Source organism: Croceibacterium selenioxidans (assembly GCF_018599195.1).
Taxonomy (GTDB): Bacteria; Pseudomonadota; Alphaproteobacteria; order Sphingomonadales; family Sphingomonadaceae; genus Croceibacterium_A; species Croceibacterium_A selenioxidans.
Genome location: NZ_JAHFVK010000001.1, coordinates 482815 through 501911 on the forward strand (window position 1 = coordinate 482815; position 19097 = coordinate 501911).

Annotated in this window: 13 protein-coding genes; 5 read left to right on the forward strand and 8 right to left on the reverse strand. The window is 64.6% G+C overall.

Going from position 1 to position 19097, the window contains the following annotated elements; all coding sequences use genetic code 11:
• Window positions 1-61 precede the first annotated feature (61 nt).
• The gene (gene ygfZ, locus KK137_RS02370; RefSeq protein WP_214534444.1) at window positions 62-808 is read right to left on the reverse strand and encodes a CAF17-like 4Fe-4S cluster assembly/insertion protein YgfZ; all 747 of its coding nucleotides are present in this window, start codon (window positions 806-808) and stop codon (window positions 62-64) included.
• Between the two features lie 228 nt (window positions 809-1036).
• Between ygfZ and pyrC the strand changes: the two genes are divergently transcribed.
• Window positions 1037-2071 (forward strand): dihydroorotase, encoded by a 1035-nt coding sequence (gene pyrC / locus KK137_RS02375; protein ID WP_214534445.1) that lies wholly within the window; start codon window positions 1037-1039, stop codon window positions 2069-2071.
• On the opposite strand, the gene KK137_RS02380 is transcribed toward pyrC, so the two are convergent.
• The 3 genes from KK137_RS02380 to KK137_RS02390 form a co-directional block, all read right to left on the reverse strand.
• Window positions 2063-3517 (reverse strand): AMP nucleosidase, encoded by a 1455-nt coding sequence (locus KK137_RS02380; RefSeq protein WP_214534446.1) that lies wholly within the window; start codon window positions 3515-3517, stop codon window positions 2063-2065. The genes pyrC and KK137_RS02380 overlap by 9 nt on opposite strands.
• 446 nt (window positions 3518-3963) lie before the next feature.
• Window positions 3964-5547, reverse strand: a complete 1584-nt coding sequence (locus tag KK137_RS02385; RefSeq protein WP_214534447.1) for a Na+/H+ antiporter — start codon at window positions 5545-5547, stop codon at window positions 3964-3966.
• Between the two features lie 466 nt (window positions 5548-6013).
• Window positions 6014-7165: an SMP-30/gluconolactonase/LRE family protein gene (locus KK137_RS02390; protein WP_214534448.1), complete on the reverse strand. Its 1152-nt coding sequence runs from the start codon at window positions 7163-7165 to the stop codon at window positions 6014-6016.
• Between KK137_RS02390 and KK137_RS02395 the strand changes: the two genes are divergently transcribed.
• Together KK137_RS02395 and KK137_RS02400 are read left to right on the forward strand one after the other, a co-directional pair.
• Window positions 7116-9242 (forward strand): PQQ-dependent dehydrogenase, methanol/ethanol family, encoded by a 2127-nt coding sequence (locus tag KK137_RS02395; protein ID WP_338027939.1) that lies wholly within the window; start codon window positions 7116-7118, stop codon window positions 9240-9242. The genes KK137_RS02390 and KK137_RS02395 overlap by 50 nt on opposite strands.
• 13 nt (window positions 9243-9255) lie before the next feature.
• On the forward strand, window positions 9256-11019 hold the full coding sequence (locus tag KK137_RS02400) for a DUF8021 domain-containing protein (protein ID WP_214534449.1): 1764 nt from the start codon (window positions 9256-9258) through the stop codon (window positions 11017-11019).
• A gap of 103 nt (window positions 11020-11122) precedes the next feature.
• On the opposite strand, the gene KK137_RS02405 is transcribed toward KK137_RS02400, so the two are convergent.
• Window positions 11123-11497, reverse strand: a complete 375-nt coding sequence (locus tag KK137_RS02405) for a tetratricopeptide repeat protein (RefSeq protein ID WP_214534450.1) — start codon at window positions 11495-11497, stop codon at window positions 11123-11125.
• A 255-nt stretch (window positions 11498-11752) separates the two neighbouring features.
• Here KK137_RS02405 and KK137_RS02410 point away from each other — a divergent pair, with 255 nt between their 5' ends.
• Together KK137_RS02410 and KK137_RS02415 are read left to right on the forward strand one after the other, a co-directional pair.
• Window positions 11753-13375, forward strand: coding sequence for a hypothetical protein (locus tag KK137_RS02410; protein ID WP_214534451.1), 1623 nt, complete (start codon window positions 11753-11755; stop codon window positions 13373-13375).
• A gap of 103 nt (window positions 13376-13478) precedes the next feature.
• Window positions 13479-16157, forward strand: coding sequence for a TonB-dependent receptor domain-containing protein (locus tag KK137_RS02415; protein WP_214534452.1), 2679 nt, complete (start codon window positions 13479-13481; stop codon window positions 16155-16157).
• A gap of 350 nt (window positions 16158-16507) precedes the next feature.
• Here the strand turns inward: KK137_RS02415 and KK137_RS02420 are convergent, their stop codons facing one another.
• The 3 genes from KK137_RS02420 to fliD form a co-directional block, all read right to left on the reverse strand.
• Complete coding sequence (locus KK137_RS02420; RefSeq protein ID WP_214534453.1) at window positions 16508-17182, reverse strand: response regulator transcription factor; 675 nt, start codon at window positions 17180-17182, stop codon at window positions 16508-16510.
• Between the two features lie 111 nt (window positions 17183-17293).
• Window positions 17294-17668 (reverse strand): flagellar export chaperone FliS, encoded by a 375-nt coding sequence (gene fliS / locus KK137_RS02425; RefSeq protein ID WP_214534454.1) that lies wholly within the window; start codon window positions 17666-17668, stop codon window positions 17294-17296.
• Window positions 17668-19083, reverse strand: coding sequence for a flagellar filament capping protein FliD (gene fliD, locus KK137_RS02430; protein WP_214534455.1), 1416 nt, complete (start codon window positions 19081-19083; stop codon window positions 17668-17670). Before fliD ends, fliS begins: the two co-directional genes overlap by 1 nt.
• Window positions 19084-19097 lie beyond the last annotated feature (14 nt).

Genomic DNA, 19097 nt, shown 5'->3' on the forward strand with positions numbered 1-19097 from the left:
CCACTAGAGCATCTAAGCGCGGGCAGTGAGGCCCCAATCTGCGCCGCCCGTGCACAGGCCCTTAGCCTGCGTCGTCAGAGGGTTCCGCCAGCTCCAGCCAATGCGGCAGCAGCGCCGGGGCGATGTCCTCCACCCGCCAGTGATCGATGGCCAGCCCGAGCTCAGGATAGGCGGCCTTGCGCCGCTTCTCTTCCGACTGGTCGAGCGGCACGACCAGCAAACGCCGGTTGATCTTTTGCCGCCAGTTCATCCGCGCAGTGTTCTCCTGTCCGATGTAGCAGCCCTTGGAGAATGACACCCCGCCGAGTTCCATGGCGTTGGTTTCCAGCCACAAGACGTCGCCAAGTTCGGCTCGGCCCTCGGGCACGCCCAGTGTGAGGCGGTGCCGCTGCCATTCGGCGTCGACTGATTGATCCTCATCGGAAACGGCAGCGATCCAGCGCTGGCCGAGCCCCGGCAGGCGCGGATCGGGGGCGCCGCCATCTCCTACTTCCGCCTGCCAGTACACACCGAGCGAGGGGTCGACCGCGATCCCGATCTTGCGCCGCAAGCGGTAGAGCGAAAGTCGCCGCACGAGGTCCTCGGCCGCCTCGGCCTCGCAGTCGAGCAACAGGGCCCCATGGCTGCCAGGCCAGACGATGAAATCGAACAGGGCCTTGCCCTGCGGGGTCAGCAATCCGGCGTAGACCGGCAGTTCGCCGGTTACGTCATTGGTGACGAGAGCCTGGAGGAAGCGGGCTGCATCCTCGGCCGGATCTTCAGGGGTGATGCGTATTACCGCGCGGGAGAACAAGCGTTCGTGGGCCATGGACCGCAAGTTGGGCGGGGCGCGACGATAGTCAAGCAAGCAGGTCTGTCCTACTCCGCGCCAGTGTGCCATGGGCTTGGAAATGAGCCCTGATCACCCTGTCTTCCAGCGACCGAATTTCGCCGCTTTACGGGCAAGGGTGACACTTTCCGGCGCCAAGTTGACACATTCAGAACAGTGTCACCCCTGTCACCCCTCGTCACTTTCGCTAGCCACGAGAGACCCGGCATGACCGATTCGCTGACCATCCGTCGACCCGACGACTGGCATGTCCATTTGCGCGATGGGGAGATCCTTCGCGGTCTCGCTCCATGGACGGCCCGGCAGTTCGCCCGCGCCATCGTCATGCCCAATCTCGTGCCGCCCGTGACGAAAGCCGCCGGGGCGGCCGCATACCGCCAGCGCATCCTCTCGGCCCTGCCGCCCGGGACGGACTTCGAGCCGCTCATGACCTGTTATCTGACCGACGCGACCGATCCCGATGACCTCGCCGAAGGGTTCGAAGAGGGCGCGTTCACGGCGGCAAAGCTCTACCCGGCGGGCGCCACGACCAACTCCGACAACGGCGTGACGGACGTGGCCAACATCCGCCCGGTGCTGGAGCGGATGCAGGAGATCGGCATGGTCCTGTGCGTCCATGGGGAGGTGACCGACCCGCAGATCGACGTGTTCGACCGGGAAGCGGTGTTCATCGAGCGCATCCTCGCACCACTGCTCTATGACCTGCCCGAGCTCAAAGTGGTGTTCGAGCACGCCACGACCGAAGACGCGGTCGACTTCGTCGAAGCCGCCGGACCCAAGGTCGCAGCGACGATCACGCCGCAGCATCTTCACATCAACCGCAACGCCATGCTCGTGGGCGGCATCCGGCCTCACGCCTACTGCCTGCCGGTGGCCAAGCGGGAGAAGCATCGGTTGGCGCTGCGCCGCGCGGCGACCTCGGGGTCGCCCAAGTTCTTCCTCGGCACCGACACGGCACCCCATGCCCGGGAGGCCAAGGAATCGGCATGCGGCTGCGCGGGCATCTTCAACGCGCCTTTCGCGCTCGAGAGCTACCTGACCGTGTTCGACGACGAGGGTGCGATCGAAAGGTTCGAGGCCTTCGCCAGTGAGAACGGGCCGCGCTTCTATGGACTGCCGCTCAACGAGGGTACGGTGACCCTGAAGCGGACGGAAGTGCAAGTGCCGGACGTGATCGACGTGAATGGCACTGATGTCGTGCCGTTCCATGCGGGGCAGACCCTGCGCTGGCAGCTAGCGTAGCGGTGGCTCGTCGAAGCTGCGCAGCTTGCGGCTGTGCAAGGCCTCGACGTCCTGCTTCAAGATGCCGAGCGCCTCGATCCCCACGCGCAAGTGCTGGTGGGTGGCGAACTGGTAGAAGGCGTTGGCCTGGCCCGGAAGCTTGAGCTCTCCGTGCAGGGGTTTGTCGGAGACGCAGAGCAAGGTCCCGTAGGGGACGCGGTGGCGATAGCCCTGCGCAGCGACCGTGGCCGACTCCATGTCGATCGCGACCGCGCGGCTCTGATTGAAACGCAGCGCGGAGCGGGTGTACCGAAGCTCCCAGTTGCGGTCATCGGTTGTCACCACGGTACCCGTACGCAGGCGCGTCTTGACTGCGTCCTCGTCCTCGCCGGTGACCGCTAGCGTCGCCTGGAAAAGCGCTTGCTGGACCTCTGCAATGGCAGGAAGGGGGATCTCGGGCGGCAGCAGGTCGTCGAGCAGGTGGTCGTCGCGCAGGTAGGCGTGGGCCAGGACATAGTCGCCAATCTTCTGGCTCTCACGCAACCCGCCGCAGTGGCCGATCATCAGCCAGACGTGCGGGCGAAGCACGGCCAGGTGGTCGCAGATGGTCTTGGCGTTCGATGGGCCGACGCCGATGTTGACCAAGGTGATGCCGCGCTTCCCTTCAGCGACCAAGTGGTAGGCGGGCATCTGGTACTTGCGCCAGGATCCGGCTGCGACTTGCGCCTGCGGGTCTACCAGGCCGTCGCGAGTGTAGCTTCCGCGCGGCACGGCGAGCCGGCTGTAATCGCTGCCGGGCTCCCTCAATGCCGCGGTGGCAAACTCGATGAACTCGTCGACATAGCGCGCATAGTTGGTGAACAGCACGAAGTGCTGGAAGTCCTCGGGCGGGGTGCCGGTGTAGTGTTTGAGGCGCGCGAGGCTGAAGTCTGTCCTGGGCCCATCGAACAGCGAGAGCGGTCGCGGCTTACCAGGTTGGTGCTGGTAGAGGCCATCGGCGATTTCGTCCCCGATGTGGACCAACTCGGTCGAGGGAAAGTGTCTTGCGAGGTCCGCCGCGCTGATCGTGCCGAGTTCGATCCCCGAACCATCGAGTACGTAGGGGAAGGGTATCTCGCTCGCCGAACGCCCTACCGAGACCGTGGCCCCGAAATCGCCGACCAGCTGGTCGAGTTGTTCGGTAAGGCTGTCGGCGAAGAGGTCGGGGCGAGTAATGCTGGTCGAATAGAGCCCCGGCTGGTTAAGGCGGGCGTACGACCGCGAAAGCGGTGGCGGGGTGCCCCCAGGTTCGTATGCCACGCAAAGCTCGGGATAGGCGAAGGCCCCTTGACGGCGCGCTTCGAGCGCCGGAGGCGTGCCTTGCTCCGCGTAGAGCTGGAGCGCATCCCGCAGGTTCCCCACCGAGGCATCGTAGAGGGCGCGGAGCTCGTCCAGCGCGGCGCGGACTTCCGGGAATCGTGTCGGCATCCGAAGTACCTATCCTGTCCCGGCCAGCAGGTCACCGGGCCCCTGCAAAACGGGCTAGCGCGCCTACCGCGGGCCGCGCCGCCATTCGATCGGGCCATCCCAACACGCGCGGTGTGGCGTGATCATTACAGAGGTCTGGAGCGAGGGCCATCACTTCGATCCGGGTTGGGGGGAGCAGGGTATCGGGCCAAGTTGACACTTTAGGGGTGACGGGGTGACACCGTCGCGGGGCTAGTTCACAAGAGTGTCAACTTGCGTGTTTTTCCCGGGGATCTGCGGAAAAAAAGTGTCAACTTGGAGGGGCCCACCACCCTCCCCGAGACAAGCTCGGGGAGTCGGCGCGCGCCACAAACGCCAATCCAACGATACGAAAGAGCCACTGCCGCCCTGGACCAGGCGAGCGTCTGTAGGAAAGCAGTTTTTGTTAATTCAAGGGCTTGTGCGGGTCATTCCCCTCGCTGAAGGATGATGGCGAGTTCCTCGATATCCAGGTCATGCTCCAGATCGTGCAGGACCTCGTCTTCGATCAGGCCCGCGCGATGAATGCGCAGAAGTTCGGCGCGTCCTGCGGCAAGGGTGCGCTGCTGCACCTCGAAATGCAGCCGAAAGCCTTCCGCATAACCCTCTTCGTCGGCCGCATAGCGTTGGACGATCTCAAGGCGTTTGCGGGATTCGTCGAGCAGGTTCGGGTGGATCAGGGTGCCGTCTGGAGCATAGGCGTGAACCTCCATCGCCTCCGCCCGCGCGCGCTCGATGGCCGCTTCGGTTTCGGCCATGCTCATTTGCGCTGGGGGATCCCGGTCCACCGGCTTCAGCATTCGGATCAGCCAGCCCAGAGTGGCGCCTTGCAGCACGATCGTGGCGAAGATCACCGCGAAGGCCGTCACCAACATCAGGTCCCGCCCAGGCATCGCCGCGGGCAAGGACAGCGCCACCGCCAGGGTTACCACTCCACGCATGCCGGTCCAGGACAGCACGGTGGCCTTTCTTGGGCCCAGCGGGCGGGGGTAGGTCATGCCCATCGCACAGAGCGCGTATTGAACGAGATCGGTGCCGAAGACCCACACGAAGCGCGCCACCGTCACCGCCAGTACCACGCCGATGATGGGAACCGCCATGGTCTGCGTGACGGCTTCGATGCCGCCGACGCGATCCAGCACGCCGCGCAGTGAGAAGCCGATGAGGATGAAGACCAGCGCTTCCAGCGTAAACACCAGCGTCTGCCATACGACCGCGCCGCGAAGACGGATGCGCGCCGGGAGGATGATGTGCTGGTACCAGCCCAGCACCAATCCCGCGATGACCGTGGCGATGACGCCGGAGACGTGAAGGGTCTCGGCGGCGATATAGGCGACCCAGCACATCAGGGTGTTGGCCATGATGATCAGGGTCGAGTCCCGCAGATGGCGCACCGCGAAGATCCAGAGCGCCGATACCGCCAGTCCCGCGGCCACGCCGCCGAACGCGTGCACGATGAAAGTCGAAAGGGCGGCGCCTGCATCGAAGACCCCGCTCAGGGCGGCGGCCACTGCGAAACGGAACAGCACCAGGCCGGTCGCGTCGTTCAGAAGGCTTTCCCCTTCAAGCAGGGCCGATAGCCGACGGGGCAGCGTTACGCGGTGCAGCACGGCGCGAGCCGAAATTGCATCGGGCGGAGAAACGATAGCCCCGAGCGCGAAACAAGCAGCCCACGGGAGACCGGGCACGAGCCAGTGCACCACGAGGCCCACCGCAAGCGTCGTGAAGATGACGGCGCCGATCGCGAGCGACAATATCCCCGGCAAATGGCGCCGAAAACGCCCCAAGGCCGTGTAGTAAGCGCCGTCCATAACCAGCGGCGGGAGAAACAGGACCAGCGCTAGCTCCGGGTCGAGTTCAACCGGCGGCAGGCCTGAAATAAAGGCCATCGCACCACCCCCGATGAGCAAGGCAATCGAGGGTGGAAAGCCCGCGCGTTGCGCGGCCCAATGCAGCGCGACCACGACAGCGAGAAGCGACAGAACGAGTTCGAAAGTATCGACGGGATGCATGAGCCCCCCTGTTCAGCTTTGGCCGGCTCTCACCCGGTTCTGTTCTGGCAAGCGTCGGCGTGACGGCTGCCTTTGCCGCCAGGCCGCTCACCCGGAAAAAGTTCTACAGACCCGGCTACTGCATCTACAGAAATGTTAAGATTGTTAAGGGTTTGCTTGCATAGGGAAAAACCCGCAGTGCGCGGGTCGTCTACCCTACAGCGCTTCGCGATGGATTTGGGCTTTCAACCAGCCCCGGTCTCAACTCAGGCGCGGTCGCCTCGCGCTGCTTGTCCTCTTCCAGCGCGCAGGATAGCGGCCTGGCGTTTGGGGCGTGGCGCCTCGGAGCCGCGGGTATTCTTGGGGATGCGATCCTCGCGGATGTCGGCCGGGACCCCGTCATCCCTGCCCCGGCAAAGACCTTCGCCATGTCGAGCCGATCGGCTCGTTCCACCAGTGACGAAGGCGGTCTTGCCTTCGACTGCCTTCACTGGCCGCTGAGCGGGAAGCTGCGGATGAAGAAGGGGTCTGGGCTCTTCTCCTTCAGGGCCGGGTCGAACAGGTAGTTGATCTTGCCCTCGGTGGCGTAGCCAGTGTTGCCAATGTGGGTGACGCCGGGTGAGGAATCGAGGCCGGTCTTGATCGGGGTGATGATCGCCCGGTCGCCTTCGATATCGACGTAGGTTACGCGATTGCCGGGGCCCTCTGCCTGGAGGAAGCGGTTGCCGCTGACGGGCCGCAGCGCGTCCGGGCCGTTCACGGGCTCGGAGAGGGTGAGGGTTGTCAGGCCTTCATAGGCGCCGCCGCCCTTGCGGTTGACCCGCTGGACCGTGTTCTTGCGCACGTTGTTGATGTACATCGCGCCGTCTGCGGCGAAGGCGATACCGTCAATTCCGACCAGTTCTGGATCGGCTGCGAAGACCGTCAGCTCGCTGCCACCCGGTGCCAGCGCGAAGATGCGCCCGCCCGAGGTGTCCGTTGCGAAAGTCGTCCCGCCGCGGTCGACGGCGATGTCATTGCAGATGATCGGCCCGCCGGTCGGAAAGTCATGGCTCGCCTTGAGTTCGCCGGTCTTGAGGTCGAACGCCTTGAGGCTCGACTTCGCGCCGGACTGAGGCGGACCGCCGAAGGGCGGGTTGTTGCAGACCAGGAGCACCCCGCGCGCATCGTCCACCAGCACGCCCAGCTGCGAGGTCAGTCCGTTCGCCGCGCTCGGCACGATCCACGGTTCGGCGGTGTCGCTTCCGGGCTTGGCGCGGTAGATCGTCCCCGGCACGCTGCCGGTGTAGATGTTGCCTGCCGCGTCGGCGGTAATGCTCTCGGGGTGGATGCGGCTGCCGTTGACGCGGATGTCGGCACTGGCCGACGACAGCGGGAGAATGACGCATCCCGCCGCCAACAGGGCCCCAAGCATCGCGCCGTTCTTCATGATCTCTCCCTCTCGCTTTTCTAGTCTTGGCAGCATCATAGAGCGCAGCGGACGGGTTGGAAGGGTGATTGCCGCAGAAAGTTCGCTTGAGGCTTCACAGGAGCGCTCGCGCCCGGCAAAGAACGGCAAAACAAGGGTATCGGGATTGGGGATGGGACGGGTGACGGACTTCACCGCTTCGAGGATGAGTGCGCGGGCGATTGCGGCCATCGCGTCGCTGGGACTCCTGGCCAACGGCATGGCGTTGAGCGCCGGGCCGGCCGAAGTGACCGGCGACACCATGCGCAATACCGATGCACCGGCCAGCGTGGGTGACTGGCAGTCCTACAGCCGCACCTGGGACGAACAGCGCTTCAGCCCGCTCAACCAGATCAACGATAGCAATGTCGGGCGCCTCGGCCTCGCCTGGTACGACGACCTCGAGACCTTCCGCGGCGTTCAGGCGAGCCCGCTGGTGATCGACGGGGTGCTCTACAACGTCAGCATCTACAACATCGTCACCGCCTATGACGGCAAAACGGGTCGAAAGTTATGGACTTATGATCCCAAGGTTGGCGCTGAGTGGGCGCGGCTGGCCTGCTGCGGTCCATCGGCTCGCGGAATCGCGGCGTGGAACGGCAAGATCTACATCGGCGCGCTCGATGGGCGTCTGATCGCGGTCGATGCCAAGACGGGCAAGGAAGTCTGGTCCGAGCAGACCTTCGACGACAAGGACGCCTATTCGATTACCGGCGCTCCGCGGGTCTATGACGGCAAGGTCGTGATCGGAAACGGCGGCGCGGACTACGGCGTGCGCGGGTTCGTGGTCGCTTACGACGCGGAGACCGGCAAGCAGCTGTGGAAGTTCTACACGGTGCCCGGCAACCCGGCGGACGGACCCGATGGCGAAGCTTCGGACTCGGCGATGAAGATCGCGCTGCCGACCTGGCATGGTGAATGGTGGAAGTACGGCGGCGGCGGCACAGCGTGGGACAGCTTCGCTTACGATCCCAAGCTCAACCTGGTCTACATCGGCACGGGCAACGGCTCGCCGCACATGTGGCACTTCCGCAGCGAGGGGAAGGGCGACAACCTGTTCCTCTGCTCGATCGTCGCGGTCGATGCGACCACGGGTGCGTACAAGTGGCACTACCAGATGGTCCCCGAAGAGGAGTGGGACTACACCTGCACTCAACCGATGGTGCTGGCCGACATGGAGATCGCCGGGAAGCCGCGCCAGGTCATCATGCAGGCGCCGAAGAACGGCTTCTTCTACGTCCTCGACCGGGCGACGGGTAAGCTGATCTCTGCCGAGACCTATGTGTCGGAGAACACCTGGGCGAGCCGCATCGACCTCGAGACGGGGCGCCCGGTGCTCCAGCCCGGCGCGCACAACACCACGACGCCGCACCTGATGAGCCCGAGCTGGCTCGCCGCGCATACCTGGCATCCGATGGCCTACAGCCCGCTGACGGGCCTCATGTACCTGAGCGCGCAGGAGCAGCCTTCGATCTATGCCCGCGCGGAGGATGGCGCGTTCAACTTCGTGCACCACCGCTCGAATAGCGGGCAGGGCTACGGCAACATGCCGGAACTGCGCGCCAAGCTGCAACAAGAGGCAAACGCCAAGGAGAAGGGCTATCTGCTGGCCTGGAACCCGGTGACGCAGAGCGAGGCCTGGCGCGTGCCCTATGCCCATCCGGGCTCGGGCGGCGTGCTGGCGACGGCGGGCAACCTCCTGATCCAGGGGACGATCGACAAGACGCTGGCGATCTATCGGGCCGACACCGGGGCCAAGCTCTGGGAGATGAACATCGACCAGGCGCCCGTGGCGGGGGCGATCACCTACATGATCGACGGCGAGCAATATATTGCGATCAACGCGGGGTGGGGCGGATCACCGGTCTACAACCTCGGGCCGTTCCAGACCTCGACGGCGAAACTGCTGGTCTTCAAGCTCGACGCCAAGGGCGTGTCGCTCCCGCCTCTGCCACCGCCCTCGGCGCTCCCACGCCCGCCGATGCTGCGGGCCTCCGAGGCGCAAGTGGGTGAAGGCCGGGCGCTGTTCGGGCAGACCTGCAATCGCTGCCACGGCGACAATGCTGTGGGCGGGGTCAAGGACTTGCGGTTCATGACCGCGGACACTCATGCGAAGTTCAACGACATCGTCCTCAAGGGGCTCTACGCCGACAAGGGCATGGCGAGCTTTGCGGACGTGCTCTCGCCATCAGATGTCGAGGCGATCCACGCCTATTTGATCGCACGGGGCAACGAGGATTACGCGGACGCGTCCGCCAAGGCACAATAGGGGGATAATGAGGATGCGTGCGATTACTCGACTGGTGGCGGGCTGCCTCGTGCTCGCCGCGACGCCGCTGGCCGCCCAGGCTCCGGGCGAGGATAGCGCGGTGCGCATTCCCGCCTGTGACCGCGAATGCCTTATCGGGTTGCTCAAGGCTCACATGAAGGCGCTGGAAGCGCGCGATCCCTCGAGTCTCCCGCTCGCCGCCAATGTGCGCTTCGCCGAGAACAACGTGTTCATCCCGGTGGGCGAGGGGCTGTGGAACACGGTGACCGGCGTCGATGCGGTCGGCCTGGAAACCGCCGACCCCACCACTGGCAATGCCGCGTGGTTCGGCTCGGTCAAGGAGAACGGTGTGCCCGCGATCTACGCGGTCCGCATCCATGTGGCCGACGGGAAGATCGACGAGATCGAGAGCGTGGTCCACCGCAAGACCTCGCTCCCCGCGCCGTTCGGTGACGTGAGCAAGATGGTCCATGACCCGGAGTTCAATCAGGTCCTCCCCCCCGAGCAGCGCCGCAGCCGCGAGCGGATGCACGCGATTGCGGACTCCTACTTCGACACGGTCGAGGTCAACGACGGCCAGGTCTTCGCGCCATTCTCCGAGGACTGCGCGCGGCTGGAAAACGGCATCTCCACCACCGCCCCGCCTCCGGGCGGCGGGGGTGGCAACGCGGCGGCGATCGCCTCGGGCTGCCGGGCGCAGTTCGAACTTGGACTCTATCGCATCAACAAACGCATCCGCCGCGACTTCTTCATCATCGACGAAGAACGCGGCGTGGCCGTGGGCCGGGGCTTCTTCGATCACGCCAACGAGTGGGACCGTTACCTGCTGACCAATGGGCGAGAGATGAAGACGGCGCTCAAGTGGCCGAACTCGATCACGTTGCTCGAAGCGTTCCGGATCAAGGATGCGGAGATCCAGCGGATCGAGGCGGTGTTCACCTACGTGCCTTACTTCAAGCAGAACCCGTTCTGGGGCCCGGCCGTGGCGCCGTCCCACCAGCCTGACCCGGCCGCCTGCGACACGGCTTGTGTCGCGGCGAACACCAACGCGGTCATGCAGGCCTATCCCGTGCGCGGGCAGTGGCAGCAGCTGCCCTGGGCGGACAAAGTCGCCTATGCTGAAAACAGCGTCGGTATCCGCGTCAACGAGGGCATCTGGCAGGGCATCACCGCCATCGACGCCAAGCCGCTGGTCGTCGCCGATGCCCAGACCGGCAAGGGCGTGTGGATCGGCCGGGTGGAGGAGCACGGCCAGCCGGCCTGGGCCGCGATCACGGTTACCAGCGCAGGCCGCCAGATCGGCGGTATCGACGCTTTGATCCGGCGTAAGGAATACGGCACGCCCTACGTCGAGCCGCTTGCGGGACCGACGTTCGCCGTCGTCCCGCAAGGCAGGCGTACTTCGCGCGCGGCGATGATTGCGGGCGCCGAGGCGTTCCAGACTGCCATGACCGCCAAGGACGGCAAGGCTCCCGCCGGGCTGGCCGACAACTGCCGGTGGGTAGTGAACGGCCAGGACGTGGCTGCCTGCGCTCCAGCGTTCGGCTCGGCCCCGCTCGCGGCGATCGAGCGGATACGCGACAAGGAACTGCTCGCGGCCGACGAAAGCCGTGGCTTGATCGCCTACCGCCTGTTCGAAGATCTGCCCGCCAGCGGGGGAAGCGGATATCCGTTGACCTACCAGGTCGTGGTCCTGCTGCGCTTCGTCGACGGCAAGATTGAGCGCGTCGAGGCGTTCACGTCAGAGCTGCCCTACGGGATGAAGCCGCACGACTAGTCGGATGACCGTTCCGTGACGATCGGACAGAATAAGGGCCCGGGTGGTGCTTCCCCCGGGCCCTCTTTTGCGACCTTGGGCTCTTGACCCAATGAGCTGCGCGTCAGCGCATTGCGAGCGAGGTGGTCCCGAGGCTGCGCAACCCCCGACGGGCGGCCGAGCGCGAGTCGGTCCAGCGGCCATCCGAGAGTTCGAGCTGATACCCGACCCTGCTGGCCATCGCGGCCTTGTAGGCCGCTTCGGCCTTGGCCCACTGGCCGGTCTTCGCATAGGCGGTGCCGAGATTGATCAGCACAGCTGGATCGTTAGGCTCGTTGGCTCGCTGAGCTTCGAGAGTGACGATAGCCTCTTCGGCCCGACCCTCGATCAGAGATTCAAAGGCGACTTCCTTGACTTCGGTGACCACGGGTTCTGGACCCGGCACCGAAGTAACTGAATGCACGGCGATCACCGCCGATAGCACAAACATTGCAGCCATGGCTTTTCTCCCCGCTTGCTACCTGGCGATAGTGCGCCGGCTCAAATCCATCTGCAATGAAAATGTAATACTGTCATAAAAGTGAAATCATGAAAAAATGAATGAACATCAAGAGTCGTCATAAATGTAATATTTCGGACATATATCTATTTGGAGAAGTTTGAAAAAAAACTGTCACCTCCCGGTCCTAACTGGCGAGTCGCGAATTTCGAATCGCGCCATCCGCATTCCCGGATTTTTGAGGGGGACCGCTTCGTGACTAATATTTCTCGCTCGCTCGTTCTTGGCTGCAGTGTCCTGGCGCTGGCCGCCTGCGGTCCCGAGGACATCGCTTCACCGGGTACCGGTGGCAACGTCATCATCAACCCACCGGCTCCGGCGCCCAGCCCGTCGCCGACGCCCACGCCAACGGCGCCAGCCCTGGTGACTCCGGCCTCGGGTTGCCCGACCATCACCGATCCGCAGGGGCTTACCGACGCAGGCACGATTTCCGGGCCGACTGGCGAATGGCGCGTTTGCGACTTGCCCCACGTTATCCGCGCGTCGAGCACTCTGCCGCGCCTTCCCGGCGTCCTCTACCGCCTGAACGGCCGCGTGGACGTGGGTTGCGACGGCGGCTTCTCGGCCCCGACTGCCGGAGCGCCCTTCGCCACCTCCACCGTCGGATGCCCCACTGCCACGCTGACCAGCGACACCAACGTCAAGCTTACCATCGAGCCGGGCGTGATCCTCTTCGGCGGTACGGGCCAGTCCTGGCTCGCGGTCAACCGGGGCAATACGATCAGCGCCGTCGGTACGGCCACCCAGCCGATCATCTTCACCAGCCGCGACAACGTCCTTGGCCTCAACACGGACAACTCGCAGGGCCAGTGGGGTGGGGTCGTGCTGATGGGCCGCGCCCGTACAACGGATTGCACGACGGGTTCGGTCGCCGCGGGAACCTGCGAACGTCAGACTGAAGGTGCACCGGATCCGGCCCGCTTCGGCGGTGCGGACGACACCTACAATGCCGGCTCGCTGCGCTACGTGCAGATCCGTTATTCGGGCTTCGTCCTGGGTCAGAACGTGGAGCTCCAGGCTCTCACCGCGGAAGGCGTCGGCAGCGGTACGACCATCGATCACATCCACAGCCACAACAGCTCGGACGACGGTGCTGAGTTCTTCGGCGGCCAGTTCAACATGAAGTACTACATCGCGACCGGCGCCGACGACGACAGCCTCGACGTCGACACGGGGGCGCGCGTCAACGTTCAATATGCCCTGCTCCTTCAGCGCGACGGGATCGGTGACGCCCTGTTCGAAATCGACAGCAACGGCAACGAAGCCGACACACCGCGTACGAACCTCAAGGTGGCGAACTTCACTGCCATCCAGCGCCAGGCCAGCGTCAATAACGACAACAACGACCAGGCGTCGGCGCTCTTCCGCGGCAACTCGGACATCACTCTCGTCAACGGCATGATCATTTCGCCGAACAACGAGTGCGTCCGTCGTCACGGAACGGGATCGACTGCGCTGCGCAACACGCTGCTGGCTCGCTCGGTGGCACTGGAGTGCAACGCCACCAAGTTCATCGGCAGCGGCAGCACCGGCGTCGCCTTCACCGCGGCTGACGTTGCGGCGGTCTTTACCGGCAATAACAACAAGGACGCCTTCACCAACACTCTGACCGGCCTGTTCATCAATGGCGCCAATGAGACGGCACTGGTGGCGACCGATCCGAAGACCATCTCTTCGTTCTTCGACTCGACCACTTATGTTGGCGCGGTGAAGGATGCCGCGGACACCTGGTACGCCGGGTGGACCTGCAACAGCGCGCTGGCGAACTTCGGAACCGACAACTCGGGCAACTGCACCAGCCTGCCTACCATCTCGTAATGAACTGGAGGGGCGTGCCTCGGAGACATTCCGGGGCCGCCCCTTCGTCGTATCCGGGCCCGGCCCGGTCTTGTTTTTTGTTTTACCCATGGGGGTCCAGGTTATGACCACTGGCAAGAAGCTGGCGGGGCTGCTTCTTCTAACCACCGCGCTTACGTGCCCGATATCGGCATGGGCGCAGGATGCCGTTCCAGCGGCCGCATCCGAGGAAGCAGCCACTCCGGACGACGGCACAGCGTCTGCTCCCGCGGACCAGCCGGTCGAGGATACCGACATCTCGATCCCCGGCGGTGCGATCATCGTCACCGGGCGCATCAACCGCGATCCGACCCAGGGTGCGTCACAGGTTCTCTCGGTTCTCACGACCGAGCAGATCGCCCGCACCGGCGAAGGCAACATCGCCGGCGCGCTTGGCCGCGTGACCGGCCTGAGCGTGGTCGGATCGGGCTTTGTCTACGTGCGCGGCCTGGGTGACCGTTACTCGCTGGCCCTGCTCAACGGCTCGCCCCTGCCGAGCCCCGAACCGCTGCGGCGCGTGGTGCCGCTCGACCTGTTCCCGACTGGCGTCATCGCTTCCTCGCTCGTGCAGAAGAGCTACTCGGCGAACTATCCGGGCGAGTTCGGCGGCGGGGTCATCAACCTGACTACCAAGGCAATTCCGGCCGAAGCGTTCCTTACCGTCGGGGTCGGCGGGCAGTGGGACACCGAGACGACCAACCAGCTCGGCTACGACTTCTACGGCAGCTCGTCCGACTGGACCGGCTTCGACAACGGCCAGCGCGACATTCCGCCGGCCCTGCAGGCCTTCTTCGACAGTGGCGCCCGCATCAGCGACGGCACGGTCGATACGCAGGCAATCGCCCGCGAGCTGGTCAACGGCCGGAATGCGATCGTCCAGCGCTGGAAGCACCTTCCGCCCAACTACTCGATGTCGCTTTCGGGCGGCGACTCCTGGGAGGTGGGCGACGGGGAGCTCGGCCTCATCGTGGGCGGTGGATTCAGCAGCAAGTGGCTCAACCGCGATGCGATCCAGCAGACCTCGCTCAGCGCCGATCTCTCTACACTCGACAGCGATTTCCGCCGCGTGACGACCGACCAGCGCATGGTTACCAACGCGCTCATTGGCCTGGGCTACGAGTTCGGCGAACACACCATCCGCTGGACCAACCTGTTCATTCGCGACACGATCAAACAGGCGCGCCTGGCCCAGGGCAAGAAGGACGAAGGCGTCGCCGATTTCCTGCAGCAGGATACGGCCTGGTACGAACGGCAGCTGATCGACACCCAGATCGTCGGCGAGTTCCAAATCGCCGATCGCGTCGGGCTGGACGTTCGTGCGGGCTACGCGAACTCGCAGCGCGAAGCCCCGTACGAGCTCTCGTTCGAATATGTACGTTCGAATTCGGCGACCGATCCGCTCGGCGCCTACTTCGTCAACCGCCTGAACCGCAACAGCGGCTCGGCCGACATTGCGTTCTCGGACCTCAACGAGGACCTGTGGTCCGGCGGACTCGACCTGAGCTACGAGGTCATTCCCGAGGTGACCGTCACCGTCGGGGGCGCCTATCAGGATACCGCTCGTACCCAATCGCGCCGGGGCTTCCTGTTTGACGCTCCATCCACGTTCGAGCCGGGCGTTGGGCTGTTCCGCCCGGACCTGCTGCTGCAACCCTCGGTCATCGATTACTACGACATCGGCCTGATCGAGGAAGACGAAAGCACCCCGGAATTCCTCGCAGAGCTGACGACTTACGCCGCCTACGGCAAGGCCACGATCGAGTTTGCCGAAGGGGTCAGCCTCGACGCGGGCGTGCGCTTTGAATCGGCCGACCAGACGGTCACGCCGGTGCAGGTGTTCACCAACCCCAGCGGATCCTCCGCGAGCACCGCGCTGAGCAACAGCTACTGGTTGCCCGGCGCAACTCTCACCTGGGAAGTCCAGCCTGACCTGCAGTTGCGAGCGAGCGCTTCGAAGACCATCGCCCGGCCGCAGTTCCGCGAGCTGATCTACCAACCGTACAATGATCCGGAGAGCAACCGCGTCTACCTCGGCAACCCGCTGTTGGTGGACAGCGAGCTGTGGAACGGTGAACTGCGCGGCGAGTGGTATTTCGATGCCGACCAGCGCCTCTCGGTTGCCGGGTTCTACAAGAAGATCGATCGTCCGATCGAAGCTTTCGTGACCCAGCTTAGCGGTTTGCTGACCACCAGTTACGCCAACGCGCCGGAAGCTCGGCTCTACGGCGGCGAGATCGAATTGCAGAAGTACTTCGACTTCGCCCCCGGTACTCTTCCGGGCGACCGCCGGGTTGTCGTCATCGGAAACTACACTTACACCCAATCGGAACTGAAGGTCGGCGCCGACGATACCACTGCGGTTTATGCCGCATCGTCGAGCCTGGCGACCGACTACTTCCGCGACGGTTCGCCGCTGACTGGGCAATCGGACCACATCGTCAACCTTCAGGTCGGCCTCGAGCATCCCGACCGGTTGTCGCAGCAGACCTTCCTGCTGACTTACGCGAGCTCGCGCGTGGTGAGCCGCGGCCTCAATGGCACGCCGCCGCAGCCCGACGTGATCGAAAAGCCTGGCGTTCGCCTGGACTTCGTGGCGCGCGAGGGCGTGCAACTGGCCGGCAAGGAAGTGGAGTTCAAGTTCGAGGTCCGCAACATCCTCGGCACGGGTCACGAAGAGTTCCAGCAGGCGGGCGACAACCGCATCGACGTGAACACTTACGACATGGGCCGCCTGATCTCGCTGTCGGCGCAGGTGACGTTCTGAGTTCAACCCTCCTTGTGATCGCGACGCGGTCACAGGGAGGTGGCTTTCGCCGTAGGTCAGTGTCGGAGGGGCTGGCGCCGCATAGCCGGCTCCCTCCGCCGCTCGCTTGAGGTCGCGGGCGGCGAGTTTCCCATGTCCCGGCCCAGTGTAACCTTTGCGCACACGCATTTCGGGGTTTCGGAACTCCCGGGGTGACGCCTTTTTCGGCGGAATTCCGCGGTGCTTCGAAAAACCCGTGTAACCTTTCAACGCACCATTGAGCTTGGCGTTGAACGCGCCGGGCGAGGAAGGCGGGAAGGGCACCACAAGTCTATGCGATGCCTAAGCCTTTGTAGGAAAGTTGTTTTTCCTTAGGTCACGTCGAGGCAATAGCCGACCATCCTGATGGTGCGGATCGCGTCGCCCATACCCGCTTCCTGCAGGGCAGGGCGCAGGCGCTTCATCCACACATCGACCGTGCGCTCGCCGATATGGGCATAGCCTTTGCCCAGGCCCTTGATGATGTCCTGCCGCGAGTGGGCCTTGTTGGGATTTTCGGCGAGGAAGCGCAGCAGCCGGAACTCGTTGGGGGCAAGCCGGATCGGGTTGCCGCGCCAGCGAGCTTGAAATGCCACGAGATCGATCACCAGGCCGCCGGCAACCACCGTACGGGCGGCATGATGATCCTGCCGCTCGGAAAACAGCGCCAGCACCCTGTCGAGCACGCGCGTACGATCGAGTGGACCGACCATGTAGTCGTCGGCCCCGGCCTTGAGCGCGCGGCGGTTGTCCTCGGGATCGTCTTCTTCGAGAACGAGCGTCAGGTGGGCATAGGCCGTGCGCGGATTGGCGCGCAGGCGGCGGCACATCTCGAGACCGGATATACCGGGAAGCGCCCAATCCACGAAAGCGTACATGGGGCCTTCGACAAGCCGCCTGGGAGTGTCCTCGACCAGCAGGTCGAACGTGAACGTGACGCCTCCGTGCTGGAAGTCGCCCTGAGGTCCCCCAAGCGGGCTGGTAGTGAAAATGTTGACCATGATCATACGCCGCTCATTCCCGGTTTTCAGGACCGGAATGCCGCAGGGATATGACGGGCATGTTACGGATGTGCGAGGTTCATCCTCCTCCAGTGGGCTGGGGGAGGTTCTGCGCACTCAAGCGTTCTTCAGCGTCCTGCCGATTTCGATGAAGTCGGCCCGGACCCGCCCGAGCATCTCGCTGTCGAAGGAGATGACGCTGTCGAGGATGGTCCTCTTCGCCGCCCCGTAAAGCTGCATCAAGGCCGGGGCGAGCGGCGCGGATTGGTCCACGCCCATCTCCAGCGCGATGAGGGCCGAAAGGGCCCGCGAAAGCGCCTTGCTTCGGGCCGCAGGGTCCGGCCGCTTGTTGGTGATGAGCGCAAGACCCAGGCCGCCGACGACCTGCTCGATGCAGATGCGGACGAGGTCGCCGGGATCGCCGATGCCCTGGATACGGGCTTCGATTTCGCTGCGACGATAGGCTTCGCGCGGGTCGGTGAAGGCCAGCATCAATCTTTCCCGGCGTTCCAGGACTCGATCTGCTGCTTCAGGAAGCTCAAGGTCGATTGCGAGGTGCTGATGCGGGTGTCGGCCTTGGCGAAGCGGCTCACCAGGTTGGCGCGCAGGGTTTCCTGCTGATCGGCCAGCTTGGCGCTCTGTTCGGTGATTTGGGTCGACAGCTTCTGGTATCGGGTGATCGATCCGCCGAGCGAACCCGGATCGGTCGAGGTGGTGGCGGCACGGGCGACCTTGTCGATTGTCGAATAGACACCGTAGAGGCCGGTCGTGAACATGGCAGCCACACCGGCGGGATCGCGAGTCAGCGTGGCCTGCAGGCGCGTCGTGTCGAGCTTGAACGTGCCGTCGCGCTGGATGGCGAGGCCGAGATCCGACAGCGTTCGCGAGCCTTCGGCCCCATTCGGCATGACGATCTCGCCCGCCAGCTTCGACAGCTGCTGCTTGAGCCTGCGGGCGCCCGGATCGCCTGCGAGATCGCCGGACGTGGGATCGGTCGCCGCCTTCAAGTCGCCGGCGATCTCGTTGAGCGCGTCAACGAGATCCTGCATCGCGGTGGCGATCGTGCTGGACGGGTTGGAAAAGGTGATCTTGGTCGGCGATCCGGCGTTCGTACCGGTCAGCGACAGCGAGAGGCCCGGCGCGACGTTCGAGATCGTGTTGCTGGCGCTGGTCATGCTCAAGCCGTCGAGCTTGAACGAGGCATCGCTTGCGGTGGCGAGGAGCCTGGAGGAGGCGCCCCCAGCGGAAGGGTTCCAGGCCAGCGCGGCTAGCCCTTCCTGGCCGGCGGTTTCCGTAGCTTCGACGATGAAGCCGTTCTGGGCCCCGTCGGGTCCCTTGAGCACCAACTGGGCACCAGAGCTCGTCTGCGCGACATAAGCGGTGACGCCGGAGCTCTTCGCGTTGATGGCTGAAGCGATGGTGGACAGCGTTGCGCCGGTCGGAATGTCGATTTCCACCGCGGCCTTGGTGCCTTCGGTGAATCCCGCCGCGGTCGTTGCGCCGAAGCGCAAGGTCAGCTTGCCCGCACCGACAACCGTCGTGCTCGAGGCAAGGGCCGGGCTTGAGAGGGTCTGCGAGCTGGCGAGCGCCAGAACCTCGAGCGAATAGGTGCCCGATCCTTGGGTTCCGCTCGGGCTCGAGGCGGTCGCCACGCTGCCGTTCGCAACGCTCGGCTGCGGCGAAAGGTCGCCCACGCGCACACGCTCGCCCATCGCGGAGGCGAGCTGGGTCAGCATGTTCTTGATCGAGGACGCGGAAGAGATTTGCTGGCTCAGCAGGTCCTTCTTGGCCGCCAGCCTGTCGTTGCGCAGCTTGAATTGCGTGAGGGCAAGGTTGTTGGCCAACGCGACCATGTCGACGCCGCTACCGGCACCGAGGGCGCTTACGATGGAACTGGTTTCGCTCATGAATGGCAGAACGG